At 55.5% G+C, this 19,544-nt stretch carries 12 protein-coding genes; 2 read left to right on the forward strand and 10 right to left on the reverse strand.

What is annotated here, in order from left to right; all coding sequences use genetic code 11:
- Positions 1-21: 21 nt before the first annotated feature.
- Positions 22-2,694 carry a glycoside hydrolase family 78 protein gene (locus MKY86_RS20680; protein ID WP_076081164.1) on the reverse strand — a complete coding sequence of 891 codons (2,673 nt, stop codon included), beginning with the start codon at positions 2,692-2,694 and terminating at the stop codon, positions 22-24.
- 157 nt (positions 2,695-2,851) lie between these two features.
- Here MKY86_RS20680 and MKY86_RS20685 point away from each other — a divergent pair, with 157 nt between their 5' ends.
- Together MKY86_RS20685 and MKY86_RS20690 are read left to right on the forward strand one after the other, a co-directional pair.
- Positions 2,852-3,760: a helix-turn-helix transcriptional regulator gene (locus MKY86_RS20685; protein ID WP_076081166.1), complete on the forward strand. Its 909-nt coding sequence runs from the start codon at positions 2,852-2,854 to the stop codon at positions 3,758-3,760.
- Positions 3,761-3,842: 82 nt separating this feature from the next.
- Positions 3,843-5,588 (forward strand): ABC-F family ATP-binding cassette domain-containing protein, encoded by a 1,746-nt coding sequence (locus tag MKY86_RS20690; RefSeq protein WP_076081168.1) that lies wholly within the window; start codon positions 3,843-3,845, stop codon positions 5,586-5,588.
- Positions 5,589-5,719: 131 nt separating this feature from the next.
- On the opposite strand, the gene MKY86_RS20695 is transcribed toward MKY86_RS20690, so the two are convergent.
- The 9 genes from MKY86_RS20695 to MKY86_RS20735 form a co-directional block, all read right to left on the reverse strand.
- The gene (locus MKY86_RS20695) at positions 5,720-9,004 is read right to left on the reverse strand and encodes an alpha-mannosidase (RefSeq protein WP_076081296.1); all 3,285 of its coding nucleotides are present in this window, start codon (positions 9,002-9,004) and stop codon (positions 5,720-5,722) included.
- Positions 9,005-9,256: 252 nt separating this feature from the next.
- Positions 9,257-10,297 (reverse strand): LacI family DNA-binding transcriptional regulator, encoded by a 1,041-nt coding sequence (locus MKY86_RS20700; RefSeq protein ID WP_076081170.1) that lies wholly within the window; start codon positions 10,295-10,297, stop codon positions 9,257-9,259.
- 517 nt (positions 10,298-10,814) lie between these two features.
- The gene (locus MKY86_RS20705; protein WP_076081172.1) at positions 10,815-12,590 is read right to left on the reverse strand and encodes a glycoside hydrolase family 5 protein; all 1,776 of its coding nucleotides are present in this window, start codon (positions 12,588-12,590) and stop codon (positions 10,815-10,817) included.
- A gap of 16 nt (positions 12,591-12,606) precedes the next feature.
- A complete protein-coding gene (locus tag MKY86_RS20710; RefSeq protein WP_076081174.1) occupies positions 12,607-13,479 on the reverse strand; it encodes a carbohydrate ABC transporter permease in 873 nt (290 codons plus the stop codon).
- The gene (locus tag MKY86_RS20715; protein ID WP_076081176.1) at positions 13,476-14,363 is read right to left on the reverse strand and encodes a carbohydrate ABC transporter permease; all 888 of its coding nucleotides are present in this window, start codon (positions 14,361-14,363) and stop codon (positions 13,476-13,478) included. Before MKY86_RS20715 ends, MKY86_RS20710 begins: the two co-directional genes overlap by 4 nt.
- A gap of 33 nt (positions 14,364-14,396) precedes the next feature.
- Positions 14,397-15,716: an ABC transporter substrate-binding protein gene (locus MKY86_RS20720; protein WP_076081178.1), complete on the reverse strand. Its 1,320-nt coding sequence runs from the start codon at positions 15,714-15,716 to the stop codon at positions 14,397-14,399.
- A 132-nt stretch (positions 15,717-15,848) separates the two neighbouring features.
- Positions 15,849-16,910: a response regulator transcription factor gene (locus MKY86_RS20725; RefSeq protein ID WP_076081180.1), complete on the reverse strand. Its 1,062-nt coding sequence runs from the start codon at positions 16,908-16,910 to the stop codon at positions 15,849-15,851.
- Complete coding sequence (locus MKY86_RS20730; protein WP_076081182.1) at positions 16,888-18,687, reverse strand: sensor histidine kinase; 1,800 nt, start codon at positions 18,685-18,687, stop codon at positions 16,888-16,890. The genes MKY86_RS20725 and MKY86_RS20730 overlap by 23 nt, the downstream gene beginning before the upstream one ends.
- Positions 18,688-18,943: 256 nt before the next feature.
- Positions 18,944-19,459 (reverse strand): hypothetical protein, encoded by a 516-nt coding sequence (locus MKY86_RS20735; protein ID WP_076081184.1) that lies wholly within the window; start codon positions 19,457-19,459, stop codon positions 18,944-18,946.
- Positions 19,460-19,544: the final 85 nt, after the last annotated feature.

The following is a 19,544-nucleotide window of genomic DNA, read 5'->3' on the forward strand; positions in this document are numbered from 1 at the left end:
TATGCCCCGTCTACACTCTGCTTACTTCCGCAAAGGGTACTGGAATCTGTATTCCCCGGAGCCGAGTGTTACCTTCACCACCTGTGCCAGCTGCTCAGCGGAATGAATGCCGGGGACCTGCTGAAGCGGCTGCCCAGCCGCCATTCCTGTCTCCGACACTTCGGCCAGCAAGGCATCCGGCAACAGCACCGTAGCTGAGGTATTCGGCGGAATCACGGCGATCAGCTCGATTGTCCCGGAATCTATCGTCCATTCGGAGCGGATCGTCCCGTACATGGATTCCAGACTGGCGGCAGCCGAGGTCAGTCCGCCTCCCGGATACGGCTGGATCAGGAACTGCTTATAGCCCGGCCCCTCCTCTGTCTGCTCGATCCCGGCCACATAGCGGTACAGGAAATCCCCTACCGCCCCATAAGCATAGTGGTTGAAGGAATTCATCGACGCACTCCAGAAGCTTCCGTCCTCCTTCATTCCGTCCCAGTGCTCCCAGATCGTAGTTGCGCCGCGGGTAATCGGATACAGCCAGGATGGATAGTCCGTCTGGAGCAGCAGCTTGTAGGCAGCCTCGTAATGTCCCGCATCCGCCAGCACCAGATTCAGATAAGGCGTGCCGACGAAGCCGGTCGTAAGGTGGTACCCGCTCGCTTCCAGCAGCTGTATAAGTCTCGCTACCGTGCGGTCCTTCGCACTCCCCTCCACTAGTCCGAACATTAACGCCAGCACACAGGCTGTTTGGGTAGCCGGACCTTTCTCCCCCGCTGGCAGGATATACGCTTGGTTGAACGCATCTTTGACCTGGTGATGAAGCTGTGAGTATTTCTCTACATCTTCTGTCCTGCCCAGCACCTTCGCCGTCTTCTCCATCAGCTGGACCGAATAGGCATAGAAGGCCGTTGCGATATAATTCCGGTCCGTTGCACCCACATGACTGTCAGCCTTGGCATCCAGACCCAGCCAATCTCCGAAGTGGTCGCCGGTATTCCACAGGAACTCATCCGTACCCTGGCGGCGGATATACTCCACCCAGCCCTTCATGCTGCTGTACTGCTGCTCCAGAATCCGCTTATCCCCGTAACACTGGTAGACCGTCCACGGACAGATGACCGCCGCATCGCCCCAGGCTGCAGAGGAATGCGCCTCCTCCCCAAGCACATGCGGAATCACGTAGGGAACGCCGCCATCCTCCCGCTGATCCGCAGCCAGATCCCCCAGCCATTTGCTGAAAAAAGGTGCCACATTCATCAGATACGCCGCCGTGCGGATGAACATCTGTGCGTCGCCGGTCCACCCCAGCCGTTCATCCCGCTGCGGGCAGTCGGTCGGCACATCGACGAAATTGCCCTTTTGCCCCCAGAGGATGTTGTGCTGGAGCTGATTCAGCAGAGCATTGGAGCAAATGAAGGTGCCAGTCGGCTCCATATCGGAATGCAGCACCACGCCTGTGAAGTCCTGCAGGTCCAGCGGGTCCGGGAAGCCGATCAACTGGACATACCGGAAGCCCTGGAAGGTAAAATGCGGCTGGAAGCTCTCCCGGCCCCCGCCTCCGGCGATATAAGTAACGGTCTGCCGGGCTGTCCGCAGGTTCTCGGTATATACATTGCCCTGTTGATCCAGCACCTCGAAATGCCGCAGCTGATATTCCTGACCCGCCGCGCCATCTACGGTGAACCGCAGCCAGCCGACCATATTCTGGCCCATATCGAGCACCGTCTCCCCCGCCGGAGTGCGTATGAGAGCAACAGGTGCCAATTCCTGGACCGCCCGGACCGGATCATTCTCCTGTGCAAGCAGAATATTCTTGGCATACGGAAGAATCTCGGCCGGTGCCCACAGTGTGTCGTCATACCCCGGCGTGCTGAAGCCGTGCTGCGCCAGGCGGGCGTCATAGGTCTCCCCGTGATACAGCTCCGACATCAGCAGCGGGCCGGGCAACACCTTCCACTGCGGGCCGCTCCCTATGATCTGCTCCGTGCCGTCCTCATAGGTGAGATGAAGCTGCAACAGCAGCGCTGTGCGGCTGCCATAGATATGCTTCCTGTGCTCCCAGCCGAGATTCCCTTTGTACCAGCCGTTTCCGAGCCAAGCTCCGGCCACATTGTCCCCAACCACCAGTTGTTCCGTTACATCATACGTCTGATATTGCAGGCGGTGGCTGTAACTGGTCCACCCGGGATTGAGATAAGTATCTCCGACCCGCACGCCGTTCAGCTCCAGCTCGTACAGCCCGAGACTGGTCACATAGATCCGGGCCCGGGCGAGCGGACGGTCCACCTGGAAGCTTCCGCGCAGCAGCGGACTTTGCTCCGCCTCTTCCGCAAGGCAGGCCAAGGGAGCCGTAATCCATTCTGCGGTCCACTCCTCCGGCGAGAGCAGCCCCATCTCCCACCAGGCCGCCTGTGACCACTCCGTAGGGCGGTTGTGCTGATCCCATATTTTCACCCGGTAATAATAAATCTGCCTGGACTGCAGCTCCAGCCCCTTCAGCTCGATATGGAGAGATTCACCAGACTCCACTCTGCCCGAATCCCACCATACGCTCCCGAAATCCGCCGCACCTGACACCTGTAATTGATACGCCTGCTGTCTCACATCGCGCTCATCCGTATGCAGCTGCCAGCTGAATCTCGGTAAGCGGATATCCAGTCCCAGCGGATTCTCCTGGTACTCCACTCGCGGTTTTTGGATAGCTATCATTGAATACACCTCACCTTTTATAGGATTAATCCTGTATACCTGTATATATGATGCGCTTTCTATTACAATTATAGGATTCCGCATGGTCTGCATGACCTGCAATATGGACATTTCACCGGGGTAAAAAGGACTTTATACCATCTGGAGGAGGGAACTGATGGATTCGGCCAACCATACGCTAAAAGGGGAGTATTTCTTCCGGGGCAATCTCCTGTTATATGTGAACCGCGCTACCGAGACCTATGATCTTCCGCTTCACTCCCATGACTTCATGGAGCTGACCTTCGTGGCCGAGGGCAAAGGATTTCATTATATCGGCCAGAAGGCTCACCCGACCGGCAAGGGCCAGCTGCACTTTATTCCTGTCGGCGTGTCCCATGTCTTCCGTCCGTCTTCACCCAGCTCTCTGCACGAGCCGCTCGTCGTGTACAATTGTTTGTTTAAGCCGGAGCTGCTGGACCGTCTTTCCTGCGTGATTCAAGACCCGCCGATTGCCTCCTACCTGGAGCAGATCAGAGAACAACGGCTGCCTTCCTTCTCCCTGACGGATCTGATTGGTTCCATAGAGAACCTGTTTCTGGCGCTTCACCGTGAGCTTCACCTGCCGCAGAGCGGCTCGGACAGCTATTTGCTGACCCTGTTCATTCAGCTTCTGATCAGTATCTACAGGCTGGAGCATGATGAGATTCAGTTTCCGTTGGGCAAGCAGACGCAATTTTTGCAGATTCTGAATTATGTCCACCTGAACTATGTGCAGGAGATTACCCTGACGCATCTCTCACGCAGCTTCGACTGGAGTGAACGGCATCTTCAGCGGCTATTCAAGGCGCATACCGGGCAAACCTTCTACCGGTACCTGCAGAACGTCCGGATTCAGAAAAGCTGTCTGCTGCTGGTCCAGCAGCCCAATTCGCCCGTTCACCTCATTGCAGAGCAGGTAGGCTACCGCGATCCGTCAACGTTCAATCTGGTGTTCAAGCGGATTATCGGTACCACACCGGGGATCTACCGGCAAACACCGGGAAGGAAACAGATGGAAGCGGTGAACCCGGAGGAACAACTTTAACGCGGAATCATTGATGTTATCAGGAAATAGTGTTAGGCTATCAACGGTAAACTCCATTCCAGCTACACAGAAAGGTAGTCCTATGATTAAAGTTCAACACCTGTCCTTCTCCTTCCCGCAAAAAGAGCTCTACACTGACATTTCGTTTACGCTCGACGAGGCGCAGCATTGCGCTTTTATCGGAACCAGCGGCAGCGGAAAAAGCACCCTGATCGATATCCTCATCGACCGGAACAGATATTTGTTCGACGGTACAATAGAGATGGAGCCTGATTGCAGCATCGGGTATGTGAGCCAGTTCGCCAAGCCTGACCAGTCTCTAGACACCACCGTGTTTGAATATATAGCCGGACCTTTCATTAAGCTACAGGAGGAAATACAGCTCATCTGCACTGAGATGGAGACCTCGGCGGATATTGAGCCGCTGCTGGAGAAGTATCAACTGGCTCTGGACGCTTTTGAGGCTTTGGGCGGAGATGATTACGAGAGTCTTATTCATAAAAAGCTGAATCTGGCAGACCTCATGAAGCGCAGGGATCTCAAGGTATCCGAGCTGAGCGGCGGGGAATTCAAGCTTGTTCAGGTCATGAAGGAAATGCTGAACCGCCCCGACTTCCTGATTATGGATGAGCCGGATGTCTTCCTGGACTTCGAGAACCTGAATGCGCTCCGGCAGCTGATTAACTCTCATAAGGGAATTCTGCTGGTGGTTACGCACAACCGTTATTTGCTTAACCATTGTTTTAACAAAATCATTCACCTTGAGAATAAGGAGCTCCAAGAGTTTGACGGCCGCTACCTGGAATACAACCTCTCCCTCCTTCAGACCAAAATAGAGCTGCAGGAGCTGGCCCTCGCTGAACAGGAAGAGATTGAGCGCAACGATGTGATCATCGACAACCTCCGGGCGATCGCCACGTATAATTCAGAAGCCTCCAGAGGGAGGGCGCTGAAAGCGAGAGTGAAGTTCCAGGAAAGACTGGAGGCCCGCAGAATCAAAGCGCCGTTCGTGGACATTAAGCAGCCGCAGATTCATTTGGGGATGGTGCATGAGCCGCAGGACACTGACACTCCTGTAGTGACAGTCCAGGATTACCGGGCGGCCTTCGATGAGCTGCTGCTGGACAAGGTTAGCTTCGAGCTGAATGCTGGTGATAAAGTCGCCCTGATCGGTCCGAACGGTACCGGCAAAACAACCCTGCTGCGCGATATTGCGCGGGGCCAACACGACTCTATAACCCTCAGCCCGGAGGCTGCGGTAGCTTATCTGTCCCAGCTTCAAGGCGAAGTGCTGAACGATTCCAACACCCTGCTGGAAGAATTCATCGAGGCCGGGATGGCTACGTATGATGAGATCCGCTCCCATCTGGCAGGCTACGGCTTTGAAGGCGAGATCGTGAACCAGAGAATAGCAGCCCTGTCCGGCGGCGAAAAGAATTTGTTACAGCTGGCCAAGGTGTCTGCCCTGAAGGCCAACGTCCTGCTGCTAGACGAGCCGACTAGCCATCTGGACACCTACACGCAAATCGCTCTGGACCAAGCCATCCAGGAGTACAAGGGCGCGATTCTCATGATCTCCCATGACTTCTATTCCGTAGTCAACGGGATGGACTATGTGCTGATCATTGACGATAAGACGGTCCGCAAGATGACGATCAAGAAATTCAAGAAGATGATTTATGCCCGGCATTTCGATAAAGATTATCTGGAGCTGGAGCAGAAGAAGAAAGCAGCCGAAACCCGGGTAGAACTGGCGCTGAAGGATAATAATTTTGAGCTTGCCAAAAGTCTGGTTGCTGAGCTTGAAGAGCTGATTAAACAGATGTAAGCGGACAAGAACAGTTATATGTTCAAAAAAGGCCGCCAATTTCGGCAGGGTGTAGTGAAAACTCCCCTGCCGAAATGGCGGCCTTTTAAATGTATATTAACCTGCTTGGACGGGCAGCCCCGGCTTAAGTATTAGGCAAAAGCCACATGAACCGTATGGATTTCATAGGGCTTGAAATCAAGCCGTATCGCGGGTCCGTCCACTGTCTCAGTCTCCAGCGGCCGCTCCATCAGATCGCGCAGCTGCCAGGAGGAGACGGCATAATCGCTGCTGACATCCGCTGTGCAGCGCGTTCCGGTGAACTCATGCAGCCGGACGATACAGCCGCTGCCGTCTTCGGCCAGCTTCACGGCATCAATGGCAATGTTCGGGGCATCGCAGGTAATCAAGGATTTGCCGCTTCCGGTGGTGTAGGCTCCTTCCACGGCCAGGAGCGGCTGGTTCAGCGCCCATGCTTCCTGCACCGTGCCCGCAGCCACCCAATCCCCTTCATGCGGAAGCAGCGCATACGTAAAGTGATGCTCACCCTGATCCGCCAGCCGGTCTGGGCTGGTCGCCGATTTGATCAGCGATAGCCGCATCGTATGATCCTTGATGTCATAGCCATATTTGCAATCGTTCAGCAGACTGACCCCGTAGCCCCGCTCCGACAGATCCGCCCACTGATGGCCCACGCTCTCGAACCGCGCGTAATCCCAGCTTGTATTCCAGTGAGTCGGCCGTTTCACATTACCGAATTGGATATCGTATGTGGCTTCCGTAGCCCGCACGGCCACAGAGAAGGCCGCTTTGAGTAGCTGGTGCTGCTCATGCCAGTCTACGTAGGTCTCGAAATCAATCCGCGCGCTTCCGGCATAGACCTTGACCTTCTGGATGATGGTGGAATCCATATAACTCCAGACGAATTCCAGCACAGCCTGGAGCGGGCCGCATTCGGTCAGCTTGACGGAGCGCAGATCGCTGATGGTCCGCATCTTCTCCTGGTAGTACAGATCAATATCCCAGGCATCGAACATCTTTGGCTTATCCTCGAAGACCTGAAGCACATTGCCGCATTCGCCCGGTGCCAGTACCTCGCGTTCTGCGCTGCGGTCGAAGATCCGGCTAAGCTGTCCTGATGCATTCCACTCCAGAATATAATAAGGAGTGGTTAGTGTGGAATCCTGCCAGTGGAAAGGAACGGTAGGTTCCGGCTGAGCGGCTTCGGAACCGCCAGGCTCAGCGGCCACAATCACTGCGCTCCCCATTGCCGGGACCGCCGACGTCTCCACCAGCCACTGCCCGCCTGAGCGCTGTGCAGTCAGCCGGTTACCTTCAGCATCTGTCCAGACAGCATTCTCTGCATCATGAGGCACAGTTGCCAGCCGGGGAGCGGTGAAGAATGCGCTGTTAAACAGCGTATATTCTGTCTGCACCGGGGCTTCCGCCGGAGGGAGGTCAGTTTGCGCCGCAAGCGAACCCCTGGCAGACGCCGGAGAGAGAACAGCAGATGCTGCAGGCGAACCCTCGGCAGACGCCGTAGGAAGACCAACATGCGCTGCAGGCGAACCCGCAGACGTCAGGCCGACAAGCCCTGCTGCCGCAGCCTCCCGCGCTGCCAGGCCAAGCTGCTCCGCTTCGGCATATTCCACCCGGGAATCCTGGTACACCTCATGAATGGAGGAGCCGGGAATAATATCGTGGAACTGGTTGCGCAGAATGATCTGCCAGCCTTCCAGGAGCGCGTCCGCAGGATACTGGCCGAATCCGCCGCTCTCCGCCGCCCAGAGCATCTGCAGCCATTCCGCTTCGCGGTATAGCAGCTCCAGCTTGCGGTTCATTTTTTTATTATAGGCCTGGCTGGTATAAGTTCCCCGGTGGTACTCCAGGTATAGCTCCCCGTCCCAGGTATGCACATACTCCTCCGTAGCATCTATCGTCTCATGGAGACGCTCGAAGTACTCCGCTGCCCGGCCCGTCTTCACCTGCGGAAGACCCGGCATCGTATCCAGCCGCCGCCGCATCTCCAGCATCTCACGGTTCACACCGCCGCCCCCGTCCCCGTAACCATAGGACAACAGCAGCTCACGGTTCAGGTTCTTGTCCCGGTACTGCTCCCAGATGCCCTGCACAGAGAAAGGCTCGATCAGGCCGTTATAGGTGTAATACCAGGCCCCCGAATCCGGTCCCTCCGGTGTGGTGATGAAGTGGGTCAGCACCTCGCTGCCGTCAATCCCTCTCCATTGGAACGTATCATGCGGCATCCGGTTGTACTGGCTCCAGCTGATCTTGGTGGTCATGAAGGTATCAATACCCGACTTGCGCAGAATCTGCGGCAGCGCCCAGCTATAGCCGAACACATCCGGCAGCCATAGGTATTTGCAGTCCACCCCGAACTCCTCGCGGAAAAACTTTGTCCCGTACAGAATCTGCCGCACCAGCGACTCACCGCTCGTCAGATTGCAGTCCGCTTCCAGCCACATCGCCCCTCCGGCTTCCCAGCGTCCCTCTTCCACACGCTCCTTAATCTCCTGATAGATCTCCGGGTAATCCTGCTTGATATAAGCATAGAGCTGAGGTTGAGTCTGCAGAAAAATATACTCCGGGAACTCCTTCATCAGCCGCAGTACGGTGGAAAAGGAGCGGGCGGCTTTCTCGCGGGTGTGGGTCAGGCGCCATAACCAGGCCACATCGATGTGTGTATGGCCGATGGCGGTTACCGTTACGGGATGCTCCTGCTCCAGCCGGGACAGGTCTGCGAGCAGGCTTGACTCGGCCTCCTGAACTGAAGCATAGAACGCCGCGCTTCCGGGTCTGGACCAGTCCAGCTTGTTGAAGGCCTTATTCAAGGCCGCTAAGAGCTCATGCTTCTCGATCTGGCTGTCCGGAAGCTGCTTGATGGTTCCAAGCGCAGCCCGGCCGGTATAATAGAGATTGTCGGCAGACTCATCCAGATAGGCCAGCTCTGCCCGCTTGATCTTGTGCTCCTGCGGAATCAGCTGACCGTCTCCGTTCAGGCCCGACCATAAGCGAAAGGTGAAATCCAGCTCCCGGCCGGCCGCGTCGTCTTCCAGGAACACTTCCTGATGGTTAGAGTCCACGCCCTGATAAGGCTTCCCGTCCAGGTACAGCAGCGATTCGAACCCGCTGTTATTGCCCCCGCCGGTCCGGCCGAAGTCGAACAGCCCGACAACACGTTTACCCTGCCACTCGGCTGGAACGGTTACCTTGCGGTGCAGCCACAGATAAGCATCATAGCCGGTCCAATGCTCCCCGGTTCGCAGCTTCCTGTCACCATCAAGTACAGGCGGATAGGCACCATTAGCCCCCTCCAGATCCTCAGTAACCTGCCACTCCTCAAGCGTAATCCCCTCACGGTACCTGTAACTCTCCAGCTCTCTCAACCGCGCGCCAAGCTTCTCTTCTGTCCAGAACATCTTCATTTCCGTTCTCCTCCCTTATATAACACGTGTTATTAAACAAACATTATGGCGGCCGGCCACCAATTGACGGTGCCGCTCCCCGGCCTGCACCTGGTGAGTTGAGGTGCACTTTTGCTCCTCATTTCCTTCTGTGGTCCGCATCTGGCGGATTCAGAGGGATTTATCCCTCTGATCCCTCAGCTCCAAAGAACCCAATCCTAGTTTTCACACATCATTTCAACAGAGAAAGAACATCAAAACAAGCACTTACGCGCTTTCTCCCGCACGCAATATCGCAGGCAGCCAAATCTTGTCCGCCTGTTCCTTCTCCATGACCCCGTTCATCTGCTTCAGAAGGCAGCAGACTGCCTCCTCGCCCATGCTGACGTAGGGGATTTCCACGCAGCTTAGGGATGGCAAGCTAAGCCGGTGGCCCTGAATCGTATTGTCTGCCGCCATGATCCGTACCTCTTCGCCGATGCGCAGGCCAAGCTTGTGCGCTGCCCGGTACAGATCGGGTATGGCGCTCGACCAGTTGACCAGCAGCGGCGCATAGGGCCGGCCGTTATCCGCCGCCAGCTGCTGCAGGCACCCGGCCCAGTCTCCCTGCTGCTCATCCAGTTGAATTATCACGGGCTGCAGTCCATGTGCCTTGCACCAGCCGGTATAGGCATCGCGGCGGTTCCGCTCCGCCCAGTTATCCGCGCTATCCCCATGGTATATCTCAGCGTAGGCCGGACCAGGCTGCTGCGCTGAACCTTCCCGCAGCAAATAATTCAGCGCGGTCTCCACGCTGCCTGAATAATCGGCTAATACCGAATATACACCCGGCACCTCTGCGTACCCTTCCACTGAAACATACGGAATCCCGGCAGCTTCGATCTTGGCTGCCCATTCCAGATCACCATAACTCGTGTGATCAAGCGTCACAATCCCGTCAATCTTCCGCTGATGATAGAGCTCCAGCAGCTCGGCCCGACCATTGGCGTTTCCCTTATGACGCGGAGAGCAGAGCAATATATGATACCCGCTGAGCTCACACTCCCGCTGCATGCCCTCTAGCAGCCGGGTAAACAACGGATGGCGCGTATCTCCAAAGGCGGCAAGCGTCATGCTCTTTCCTGTCTTCATACTGCGTGCACCGGCATCCACATGGTAATTCAGCTCGCGGATGGCTTCCAGTACGGCTTCGCGCGTCTCCGCGCCAACCCCGATGCCGGGAGTATCATTCAGTACCGCAGAAACCACACTGCGGGACACGCCAGCCCGCTTGGCTACGTCAAAGCTGGTTACTCTTTTTTTACCCATATCAGCACCTCACCGAGAGTATAACACGTGTTATTAAAAGATGTATAGCGTTTTCTCAAATCCTTGTGCCAGTCAAATTAGTCCTCTGAATTCCAGTCTCCTGAATTTTAATATCCGGCTTCTTCCCTTGCTGCCCTGCTCCATACGTCAAACGCAGTTCGCACTAAGCTATTCATCAATCCACATCCTGTTTGCGTTATCGTGGAGACTTACATGAAGCACTGTAGACGTAAATGTTGAACATTTTGTATTATGGGCAGAATTTCATATTAATCATCTTCAACATAGATGAATATCTACTACAGGAAACAGGCCCGTAAACTGCAAAAACGCAATCTACGGGCCCGGTAACTATTACAATCATTGATGCTAGTAGAGCATCAGTCTTTAAATTGTGGATGGGCAAGATGAGGCCTCAAGGATTAAAAGAGTGAAGTCATCGGTGCTATATTAGCTTCTTCATTAGTCCGGTCCGGAAAGCTTGACCACTGCTCCAACACTCTGCTGCATATTCGCACTACCGCAAATCCAGCCACTCGATAGTCGCAGAGCCAGCCGCAGTGCTGACAGTCAGCTCATGGCTTCCTGCCTCCAGCCGTCCGCCGCTTATGATCCGCCTCGTCTGCCAATCCTGCCCGCAGCCGTTCACCCGGCCGATCTCCTGACCGTCCAGCTTCACCAGCAGCTCATTCTCCGGCCCGCCCATCAGCACCCGCAACTCCAGAGCCAGCGAGTCCTGCGAGCCCCGCGACTCTCGCCAGTCCTTCGATCCCTCCGGCTCCCGCCAATCCTGCGGTCCCACCGGCTCCCGCCAGTCCTTCGATCCCTCCGGCTCCAGTGACTCCCGCCAATCCTGCGGACTCAGCCGCTCCGAATCCCGAACAGTGAAGGTATACGCCACCCAGTCCCCCTCCGCCAGCTCCACGCACAGCCTCTCCTCAGGCTGCCAGGATTCGCCGCGTCCATGCTGGAAATTGGGGGCCGTACGATTTCCCTCCACAAAGCGGAAATCCATGCCGTCCCCTTCACGGTAGCTGATACCTGCCGCCGCCTGCCTGCCGGGAGCGCGCCCGAAGCTGACACCACTCCCCTTGTAACCATAAAAAATAGTGGGAATCCGCACCGGCAGCCGCCGGAACAGCGAGCGGACCACATCAGCATGGTATATGCAGTGCTCCAGGCTCAGATTGAGCAAATATTCGTCCAGTATCGCTTGAGCCTCCACGCGCTCCGGCTTCGCGCCTCCCTCCAGTAAGCTGACCAGCTTGTGCCAGCCTTGCGGAAGGACGATGGAGCAGGGGGAGTTATCCGTGTCGAGTTTTTTCCAGGTCCAGAAGTTCCAGGAGATCCCGTGATCCTCAAACAACCGGAATGCACCGGCGTACCAGTCCTTGTTGTTCTCTCCGCCCTCCCCCATGAACAGCGGAACATTCAGCTGCTCTCTGGCGTCCAGATACTTCTGAATGCTCTCGGTATCAGGGTTGTTCCAGTACTTATGAAACTGCAGCATCAGATTCTGGTCCGGCAGTTCATTGCCCGGCTTCTCTTCGAAGATCGACCAGTCCGTCGCCCAGTGCACACCTTCGAGAATAATCATATGCCGGGCATCCACTTCCCTGATGGCTGCAATAATCTCGCGGTACAGCGGCATCACCTGATCGTTATGCTCAGCGAACCACTCCGGCAGCGGCTCGTTCAGCAGGTCGTAGCCTGCGACGATCCATTCGTCCTTGTACCGCTCCGCAAGCATCCGCCAGATGGCGACGGTCAGCTGCTTGTTGCGCTCATCCGTGAACAGCTCCGGCAGATCCTGTGCAGAGTCGTCAATATTCGTTCCCGTCTGGCCGCCGGGTGCTCCGTGCAGATCCAGAATCGCATAGATTCTATAGCTCCTGCACCAGCTGATGACCCGGTCCAGCCGCGCGAGATGCTCCTCGTGCCAGCAGGCCCCGTCCTCTTCTCCCCCCAGGATATACCGCGCATTGATCGGAATCCGCACGGAGTTGAAGCCTTCTTCCGCAATCCGCGCGATATCCGCTTCGGTCACATAACGGTCATAGTAGGTCTCCCAGAATACCTCCGCGTCCTCCGGACCGATCAGCTCGGTAATCATCGCCTCGATCCGGCGCGGACGGTCTCCCCGCTCCGGGAAACGCCACATGTAGCCTTCCGGAAGCAGCCAGCTGCCAAGCCCTACACCGCGCAGCAGCAGCTCGCGTCCTTCCCCGTTTCGGATTCGGTGTCCGTCTGCGTACAGGAACCCGCTTACTTCATGGTCTTCCCGGTGAATCATCTGTATTTCCTCCTCTTTACCCTTTGACGGCGCCATCAGCGATGCCATTCAGAATATATTTTTGCAGCAGCAGATATAGCACAACAACGGGCAGCATGGTCAGCACCAGCGAGGACAGAATCGCTGACCAGTCATTATTGCCGTACTGCCCGAACAGCATATTGGTGGACAGCAGCAGTGTATATTGATCGGCATCCGTGAGCATCAAGAGCGGCAGCAGGAAGTCATTCCACATCCACAGGAGGTTGAGAATCGCCACAGTTGTCGTAATCGGCAGCAGAAGCGGAAAAATAATCGTAGTGAACAGCCTAAGCTCCCCGCACCCGTCGATCACCGCCGCTTCATCCAGATCCCGGGGGATCGATTTGACGAACCCGTGGTACAGGAAGATGGCCATCGACACCCCAAGCCCGATGTAGATCAGGCCGAGACCGACCGTTGAGCCCTGAACTGCCAGCTTCATGGAGATCCGGTTCAGCGAGATCATGATGGAATGAAACGGAATCAGCATCGACAGGACGAACAGATTGAACAGGAACGTGCTCAGTCTGCCGGGTGTTCTGGACAGCTTGTAGCCGGCCATAGACGAGAAGAGAATGATGCCGGTAAGGCCGATAACCGCTACCACCACGGTGTTGCCGAGACTGCGCAGGAAGTTGGTTTTCTCAAAAGCATCGCTATAGTTGCCGAATTCCAGCTGACGCGGAATGGCAAGAATATTGTTCATCATATCGCCTTCCGTCTTCAGAGAGTTCAGCACTCCCATATAGATCGGAAAGAGCGTAATTACTGCCCCGGCCAGCAGGACCAGAATAATGATTACCGAAGAGATTCTGCGCCGTGCCGCCGTACCCGGCTTGAGTGTGGAATTCACCCGGACCGTGCTCATGCCTCCACCTCTCTTCGTTTCATGAGGCTCAGCTGGATCAGCGTGATTACCAGAACTACCAGGAACAGGATCATTGCCTTGGCACTGGCGTAGCCGTAGCGGCTGCTCATCTTGAACGCTTCTTCAAAAATATTCAGGGCAATAACCTGTGTCGCCCGCCCCGGTCCGCCCCCCGTGAGCGCGAACACGGCATCAAATGCCTTGAAGGAGCTGTTCAGCGTCACGAATATTCCGATCGTTACCGCAGGATAGACCATGGGCAGCGTAATGCTGCGGAAGGTCTGCCAGCTGTTCGCACCGTCGATTGCTGCCGCCTCCTTAAGCGCGTCCGGCACCCCTTGCAGCGCTGCAATATAGATCACCATCAGATAGCCAACGCCGCCCCACAGGGAGACAATGACAATCGCCAGAAAAGAATATTTCGGATCGCCGATCCACGACTGGTCCAGAAAGGCGAGTCCTGCATGCTCAGCGATATAAGGCAAAGCTTTGGTGAAGATGAACAGCCACATGAAGCCGCCGATAATCATACTGATCATGTTGGGCATGAAGAAGATCGTCCGGAACCAGGCCTTGCTCCGGCTGCGCGATTCGATCAGGACCGCCAGCAGGACCGCCAGCACATTCTGCATTACAACCATTACCACTACAAATTTCAGGGTAAACCAGACTGAATCAATGAAAAAGGCATCATCCGTCAGCGCTTCGATATAATTGGAGAATCCCACCAGATGGTAGGCGGGATTCAGTCCGTTCCAGTCCGTGAAGCTGTACCATGCCCCGCCGAAGGCGGGAGCGAGCATGAATACGGCGTAGAACAGCAGCGCGGGAAACACGAAGGCCAGCAGGATGAAGGAACGTCTTCTTGCACGGCTTCCACTCATCTCTATCACTCCTATGCTGTTTCTGGGAATCCCTTAATTGCCTGCTTTTACCGCATTGGCCCAGGTCTTATCGAGTGTCTTGATGAATTCATCCTGGGTTACCCCCTGGGTGTAGTAGCTCTGCAGCAGCTTAGCTGTCTCATCGGTTACACCATTCGGGAGCGACAGATCCAGATAAGCCTTGCCTTCAGAGACATAGGAGCTGGCTTCGGTTACCCACGGGTAGGTATTGTAGGTATGCTGCTTCGCTACCGGATTAAATTTCAGTTCCTCGAACAGCGCCGAAGAATCCTTGTCATCAAGCACATAATTTAACAGATCCAGCGCCACTTCCTTATTCTTGCTGTTAGGGGATACGGCCAGTGAGGTGGAGGTCGCCAGATTAATCTGTGTAGCAGCAGGATCATTGCTTACAGGAAGCGGAGCTACACCAAATTCCATGTCAGGATTAGCCTTCAGGATGGATTCCGCCTGCCAGGGTCCCTGCACCCACATCGCTGCTTTGCCATTTGCAAAATCTGTAGAACCGGCCGCACTGCCCACCTCAAACGGTTTATCCGTGCCGTTAGCCATTATCAGATCAATTATGTTGAAGACATCCTTCACATCCGCGTAAGAGGCTTCGCCTTTGTTCATTTTCTCCACCCAGTCCGGATGCTCGGAGGAGACGATGCCGCCAAGAGACAGCGCCATCATCAGCTGCGGAATCCACGATTCCTGGAAGCTCAGCTCGAACGGCTTAATCCCGGCTGCATTCAGCTTGTCTATCGCCGCCTTCATCTCATCCAGCGTCTGCGGCGGCTGAATGCCGAGCTCGCTGAAGATCTGCTTATTGTACAGATAGCCCCAGGACAGGCTCTCCAGCGGCAGAGCTACGACTTTATCATCATAAGTAACGGTATCCCGGACACTGTCATACAGCTTCGGCACGAAGGCCTGATCCGACAGATCGCTCAGATAGCCGGCCTTGTAATACCGTGGCACATCCGCAATGGCATGGAGGGTGAATACATCCGGCGCATCATTCGAAGCCATGCGGGTCTCCAGAATCTGCTTGGCCTGATCCGGGTTCGGCATCTCCAGCTTCACGGTGACATCAATATTTTTCTCCGCCAGCTCCTTGGCCTTGAATTGCTCGAAGTACTTATCGAACTGATCCTTAAAGCGCGGGAAGCTCATAAATACCTTCAGCTCTACTTGCCGGGCCGGGCCTTCTGTCGCCGCAGCCGCACTCCCCGCCGGCGTGGAATCCGGGCTGTCACTTGCCGTATTTCCATTCGAACCGGAGCTGCACCCCGATACAATTCCCAGAACAAGCAGCAGTGTCATTGCCGTATTAAGCGCTTTCTTCATCTCTGTTACCCCCTTCTGTTATCTTTGCCTCTTTAGTGTAGGGGATATAAGGGGCAGCGTCTTTTGAGGATATTAACATCGGGAGTTGTATTATATTGATACGCTTTCATTTTTATTTATCATCCGCAAAATTCACTTCTCGCTCCGCAGCTCACCGGGAGTAATGCCGAAGTGCTTCTTGAAGACACGGTAAAAGTAAGCCAGATCCTCATAACCGCAGAGTGCGGCGGCATCCTTGATCGGCATATCGCGCGCAGCAATCAGCTCCCTTGCCTGTTCCATCCGCAAGGAGGTGATATGCTCGATTACAGTGTCTCCGGTTGCGGCCTTGAAGGCCCGGCTCAGATGCTCCTTCGTCACCAGGAAATGTGCCGCGATTCCTTCCAGAGACAGCGGCTCATGAAAGTGGCCGCGGATATAATCCTCAACCTCCGCCAAATCCAGCCTGATGCGGTTCCTGCGCTGCTCCAGAGCCGTGTTGACGAGCTCTGTGAAGTGAGCTCCCAGCCCCGTCACCATGGCCTGGACCGACGGCCACGGCTTATCTGTCGTTCCCGCATCGGCTCCCGGGTCCATCCCGCTGTTCTTCGCAGCTTCCCCGGCAAGCAGCAGCAGATCACGGGAGGTCCGCTCAAGCATCGCTTCGAGTTGATGCTGCGGCACCGAGTGTTCCAGCTCCCGTCCCAGCTTCTCCAGCTCCTCCCTCACTGCCGGCTTGTTCAGCGCCAGCAGCTGGTCATAGATCCGCTGGCGGTAGGCGAGATAATGCTCCATCAGCGCTTGCTCCATGAGCATTAAGGGCGACCCGGTTAAGCGCTGCCGTTCCCGTTCCTTCGCGCATTCTGAGAGAACATGATTCAGCTCCGTCCGGTCCACAGGCTTCAGCAAATATTCAGCCGCCTTCGAGCGGATGGCCTGCTTGAGATAGACGAAGTCATCATACCCGCTCATTACAATAATCTGTACCTCCGGGTACTGGCGGTTCAGCCTTTCCAGCAGCTCCACCCCGTCCAGTCCGGGCATCCGCATATCGGTGATGACAAGCCCGGGATGCAATGCCTCGATCAGCTCAAGCCCTTCAATTCCGTCCTCCGCCTCGCCGATCACCTGCATTCCGTGCTCCTCCCAGGCACCCAGCGATTTCACCACCTGTCTGGACCAGGGCTCATCGTCAATTATCAGCACCTTCAGCATTTCGTTCATCCCCCTCTGCGGCCGCAGGCCACCGGATCACAACCAGTGTTCCCGCTCCGGCCTTGCTGTATATGTTCATTCCATAGTTCTCTCCAAATTGAAGCACAAGCCGCGAATGGACATTGCTCAGTCCGATCCCCATTCTCCGCTTCGGAGGCTCCCCCGCCTGTGCAGCGGGATCGGCCGCCATCGTGACATTGCCCCTAAGCGCAGCACGGATCTCCCCGAGCCGCTCCGGCGCCATGCCGACCCCTTCGTCCTTCACCATGAACACGGTGCGGCTGCCGATGGTCCTGATCCGGATGATCAGCTTCCAGTGCCCCCGCTGCGGCTGCAGGCCATGCTCAAAGGCATTCTCGACCAGCGGCTGCAGCGTAAAGCGCGGCAGCAGGCTGGCCCGGGAGAACTCGTCCGCCTCCATCACTACGGTGCAGCGTCCGAGGAAACGGTTCTCCTGAATGAATACATAATTGCGCACATGCTTAAGCTCTTCCTCCAGCTTCACCAGCCCGCCTTCATGGCTGATGGAATACCGCAGCAGATCGCCAATCACCCGGGTAATGCTATAGATATCATCAGCATTCCTCGACAGCGCCATCCCCCCGATCAGCTGAAGCGTGTTATTCAGGAAATGCGGATTGATCTGCGCCTGAAGGGCAAGCAGCTGGGCATTCTTGACCTCAATTTCCTGGCGGTACTCTACCTCAATCAGCTCCCTGATCCGCTCCATCATCGAGTTGTAGCCGCGTTCCAGCAGCCCGATCTCATCGCGACTCTGCACAGAATGCTGTTCGAAGTTGCTGACATGCGCCTTGCGCATCGACATCGCCAGACCGACAATGGGGCGGGTAATCCGCAGCGAGAACAGGATGGACAGCAGAATAGAGGCGATGACGAATAACCCGCCGGTCAGGAAGCCGGCAGCAATCGTAGGCCTTGCGCTGCTGGCGACAGTAGTCAACGGTATGGCCTTCACAAGGGTGAGCTGGCCATCCGCCACTGTCTTCATGAAGAAGAAGTAACCGTCCTTCTGCCGGAATTCCAGTCCATGCTCAGAGATATTCAGCTCTTGCAGCCGCCTGCCGATATCACCGGAGCTCTCGGACATCGTCGAACCTGAGAGCAGCTCCCCTTCATCATTCAGCAGGAAGACCGAGCTCTCGGCCTCGGACTGGAGAATATGGCTGACCTCTTCCCATACCTCTGTATTAATCCGCACTCCTATGCCTCCGAGTAACCGGTGATCCTCAAACCTGTTGATTCCGTGATACGCGTAGATCCCGCTGCCGTTCTGTTTGAAATACATATTGACCGGCTCACGCGACAGCCGGCTCCAGGGACCCGTGTGAATATTTAGCGGGGAAACGCTTCCACTATTGACAAAGTCAACGGAAATGGCTTTCAGCTTCTCGTGCATGTATAGCGTCAGCTCATCTATCTTCCGTGAGTTTGTATAGAATTGCGAGGTTATGGCTTCACGGATATTGTTCAGCGAGCGGTACTGGTTACCCGCGTCCGTACTGTCTGTATCCGTAAGTCCGGCCATAAGCTGCGGATTAATCTGCAGGGTGTAGAACAGGGTATCCAGCTGTTCGATCAGCTCCTCCAGATACTGGTCGGCCCACTGCATCCGGGAATCATTCGCATTGATCATTTCCTTCTCAACGGATTGCCGCGTGTTGTAGCTGGCAATGGTGGTGACAGTGAGCACCGGCAATGTGGTCAGGCACATCATAATGACCAGGAGCCGGATTCGGAGACTGGTCCCCTTCATCATAGGCTGCTTCCTTTCCGCGAAGCTGGATTCCTTTTACCGTCAAAATATAGCATGCGGCATCCGGACAGACAATACGGTGCTGAGAATATTGCCGTCGGATCAGAATTTCCGTGAAGTATCCGGCTTCCTTCCGCTACGTGTACGGTCTGTTCTTAAGCCCATGGACGCCAAAAAGGGTACCCGCCGGCCATGATCAACTTCCTTCACGGCTGTTTGGCACCCTGTTCCTGCTTCTTTTCTTACACTCGGCTTCCGTTTATTTCTGCAGCTCCAGATCCTTCTGCTTCAGCAGGTCAGCGTATTCCGCTTTGTGTTGCTCAAGCTTCAGCTTCAGCTCGGCGCTGCCGGGATTTGATTTCAGCTCGCTGCTGGTCGTCAGAATATTGTTGACTGCAATATCAATTTTAGCGTCTATAACTTCCAGCTTGCTCTTGGTCAAGGTCAAAGCAGGATCCGGCGTTGCAACCGGCACAGGAGTCGCAGTGGGAAGTCTATCGCTGGATGAGAACAAATCCGTCCCCGTCTTCTCTACCAGGCTGATCGTTTTGCCCTCTACAGTAACTTTGAACCCGGCTAATTCTCCGATTGCGCGAACGGGAGCATAGCTTTTGCCGTCAATTACGATGGCCGGATCAGCCAGCTTCTTCCCGTACACCTTCACGCTATACTCCGCCTGAATAGCCTTTCCTACTAGTGTTGCAGAAGCGCCCAGCGCCTGCGCCCCCATCATCAATATCGCTCCGGCGATGACTCCGGCAGCAATCTTTTTCATAAGAAATTCACTCCCTGTATTTAAGACTATGACTATTATTCTATCATTTTATAGCCGTCCGTGCCTCTTTGCCGATGATTCTATT

The organism is Paenibacillus sp. FSL R7-0333 (assembly GCF_038000365.1).
Lineage (GTDB): Bacteria > Bacillota > Bacilli > Paenibacillales > Paenibacillaceae > Paenibacillus_AQ > Paenibacillus_AQ silagei.

Bases quoted from the DNA above. Each gene is read 5' to 3' on its own strand.
- MKY86_RS20715 (WP_076081176.1), bottom strand. From the start codon at position 14,363: ATGAGTGGAAGCCGTGCAAGAAGACGTTCCTTCATCCTGCTGGCCTTC.
- MKY86_RS20680 (WP_076081164.1), bottom strand. From the start codon at position 2,694: ATGATAGCTATCCAAAAACCGCGAGTGGAGTACCAGGAGAATCCGCTG.
- MKY86_RS20735 (WP_076081184.1), bottom strand. From the start codon at position 19,459: ATGAAAAAGATTGCTGCCGGAGTCATCGCCGGAGCGATATTGATGATG.
- MKY86_RS20695 (WP_076081296.1), bottom strand. From the start codon at position 9,004: ATGTTCTGGACAGAAGAGAAGCTTGGCGCGCGGTTGAGAGAGCTGGAG.
- MKY86_RS20710 (WP_076081174.1), bottom strand. From the start codon at position 13,479: ATGAGCACGGTCCGGGTGAATTCCACACTCAAGCCGGGTACGGCGGCA.
- MKY86_RS20685 (WP_076081166.1), top strand. From the start codon at position 2,852: ATGGATTCGGCCAACCATACGCTAAAAGGGGAGTATTTCTTCCGGGGC.
- MKY86_RS20720 (WP_076081178.1), bottom strand. From the start codon at position 15,716: ATGAAGAAAGCGCTTAATACGGCAATGACACTGCTGCTTGTTCTGGGA.
- MKY86_RS20690 (WP_076081168.1), top strand. From the start codon at position 3,843: ATGATTAAAGTTCAACACCTGTCCTTCTCCTTCCCGCAAAAAGAGCTC.
- MKY86_RS20730 (WP_076081182.1), bottom strand. From the start codon at position 18,687: ATGATGAAGGGGACCAGTCTCCGAATCCGGCTCCTGGTCATTATGATG.
- MKY86_RS20725 (WP_076081180.1), bottom strand. From the start codon at position 16,910: ATGCTGAAGGTGCTGATAATTGACGATGAGCCCTGGTCCAGACAGGTG.
- MKY86_RS20700 (WP_076081170.1), bottom strand. From the start codon at position 10,297: ATGGGTAAAAAAAGAGTAACCAGCTTTGACGTAGCCAAGCGGGCTGGC.
- MKY86_RS20705 (WP_076081172.1), bottom strand. From the start codon at position 12,590: ATGATTCACCGGGAAGACCATGAAGTAAGCGGGTTCCTGTACGCAGAC.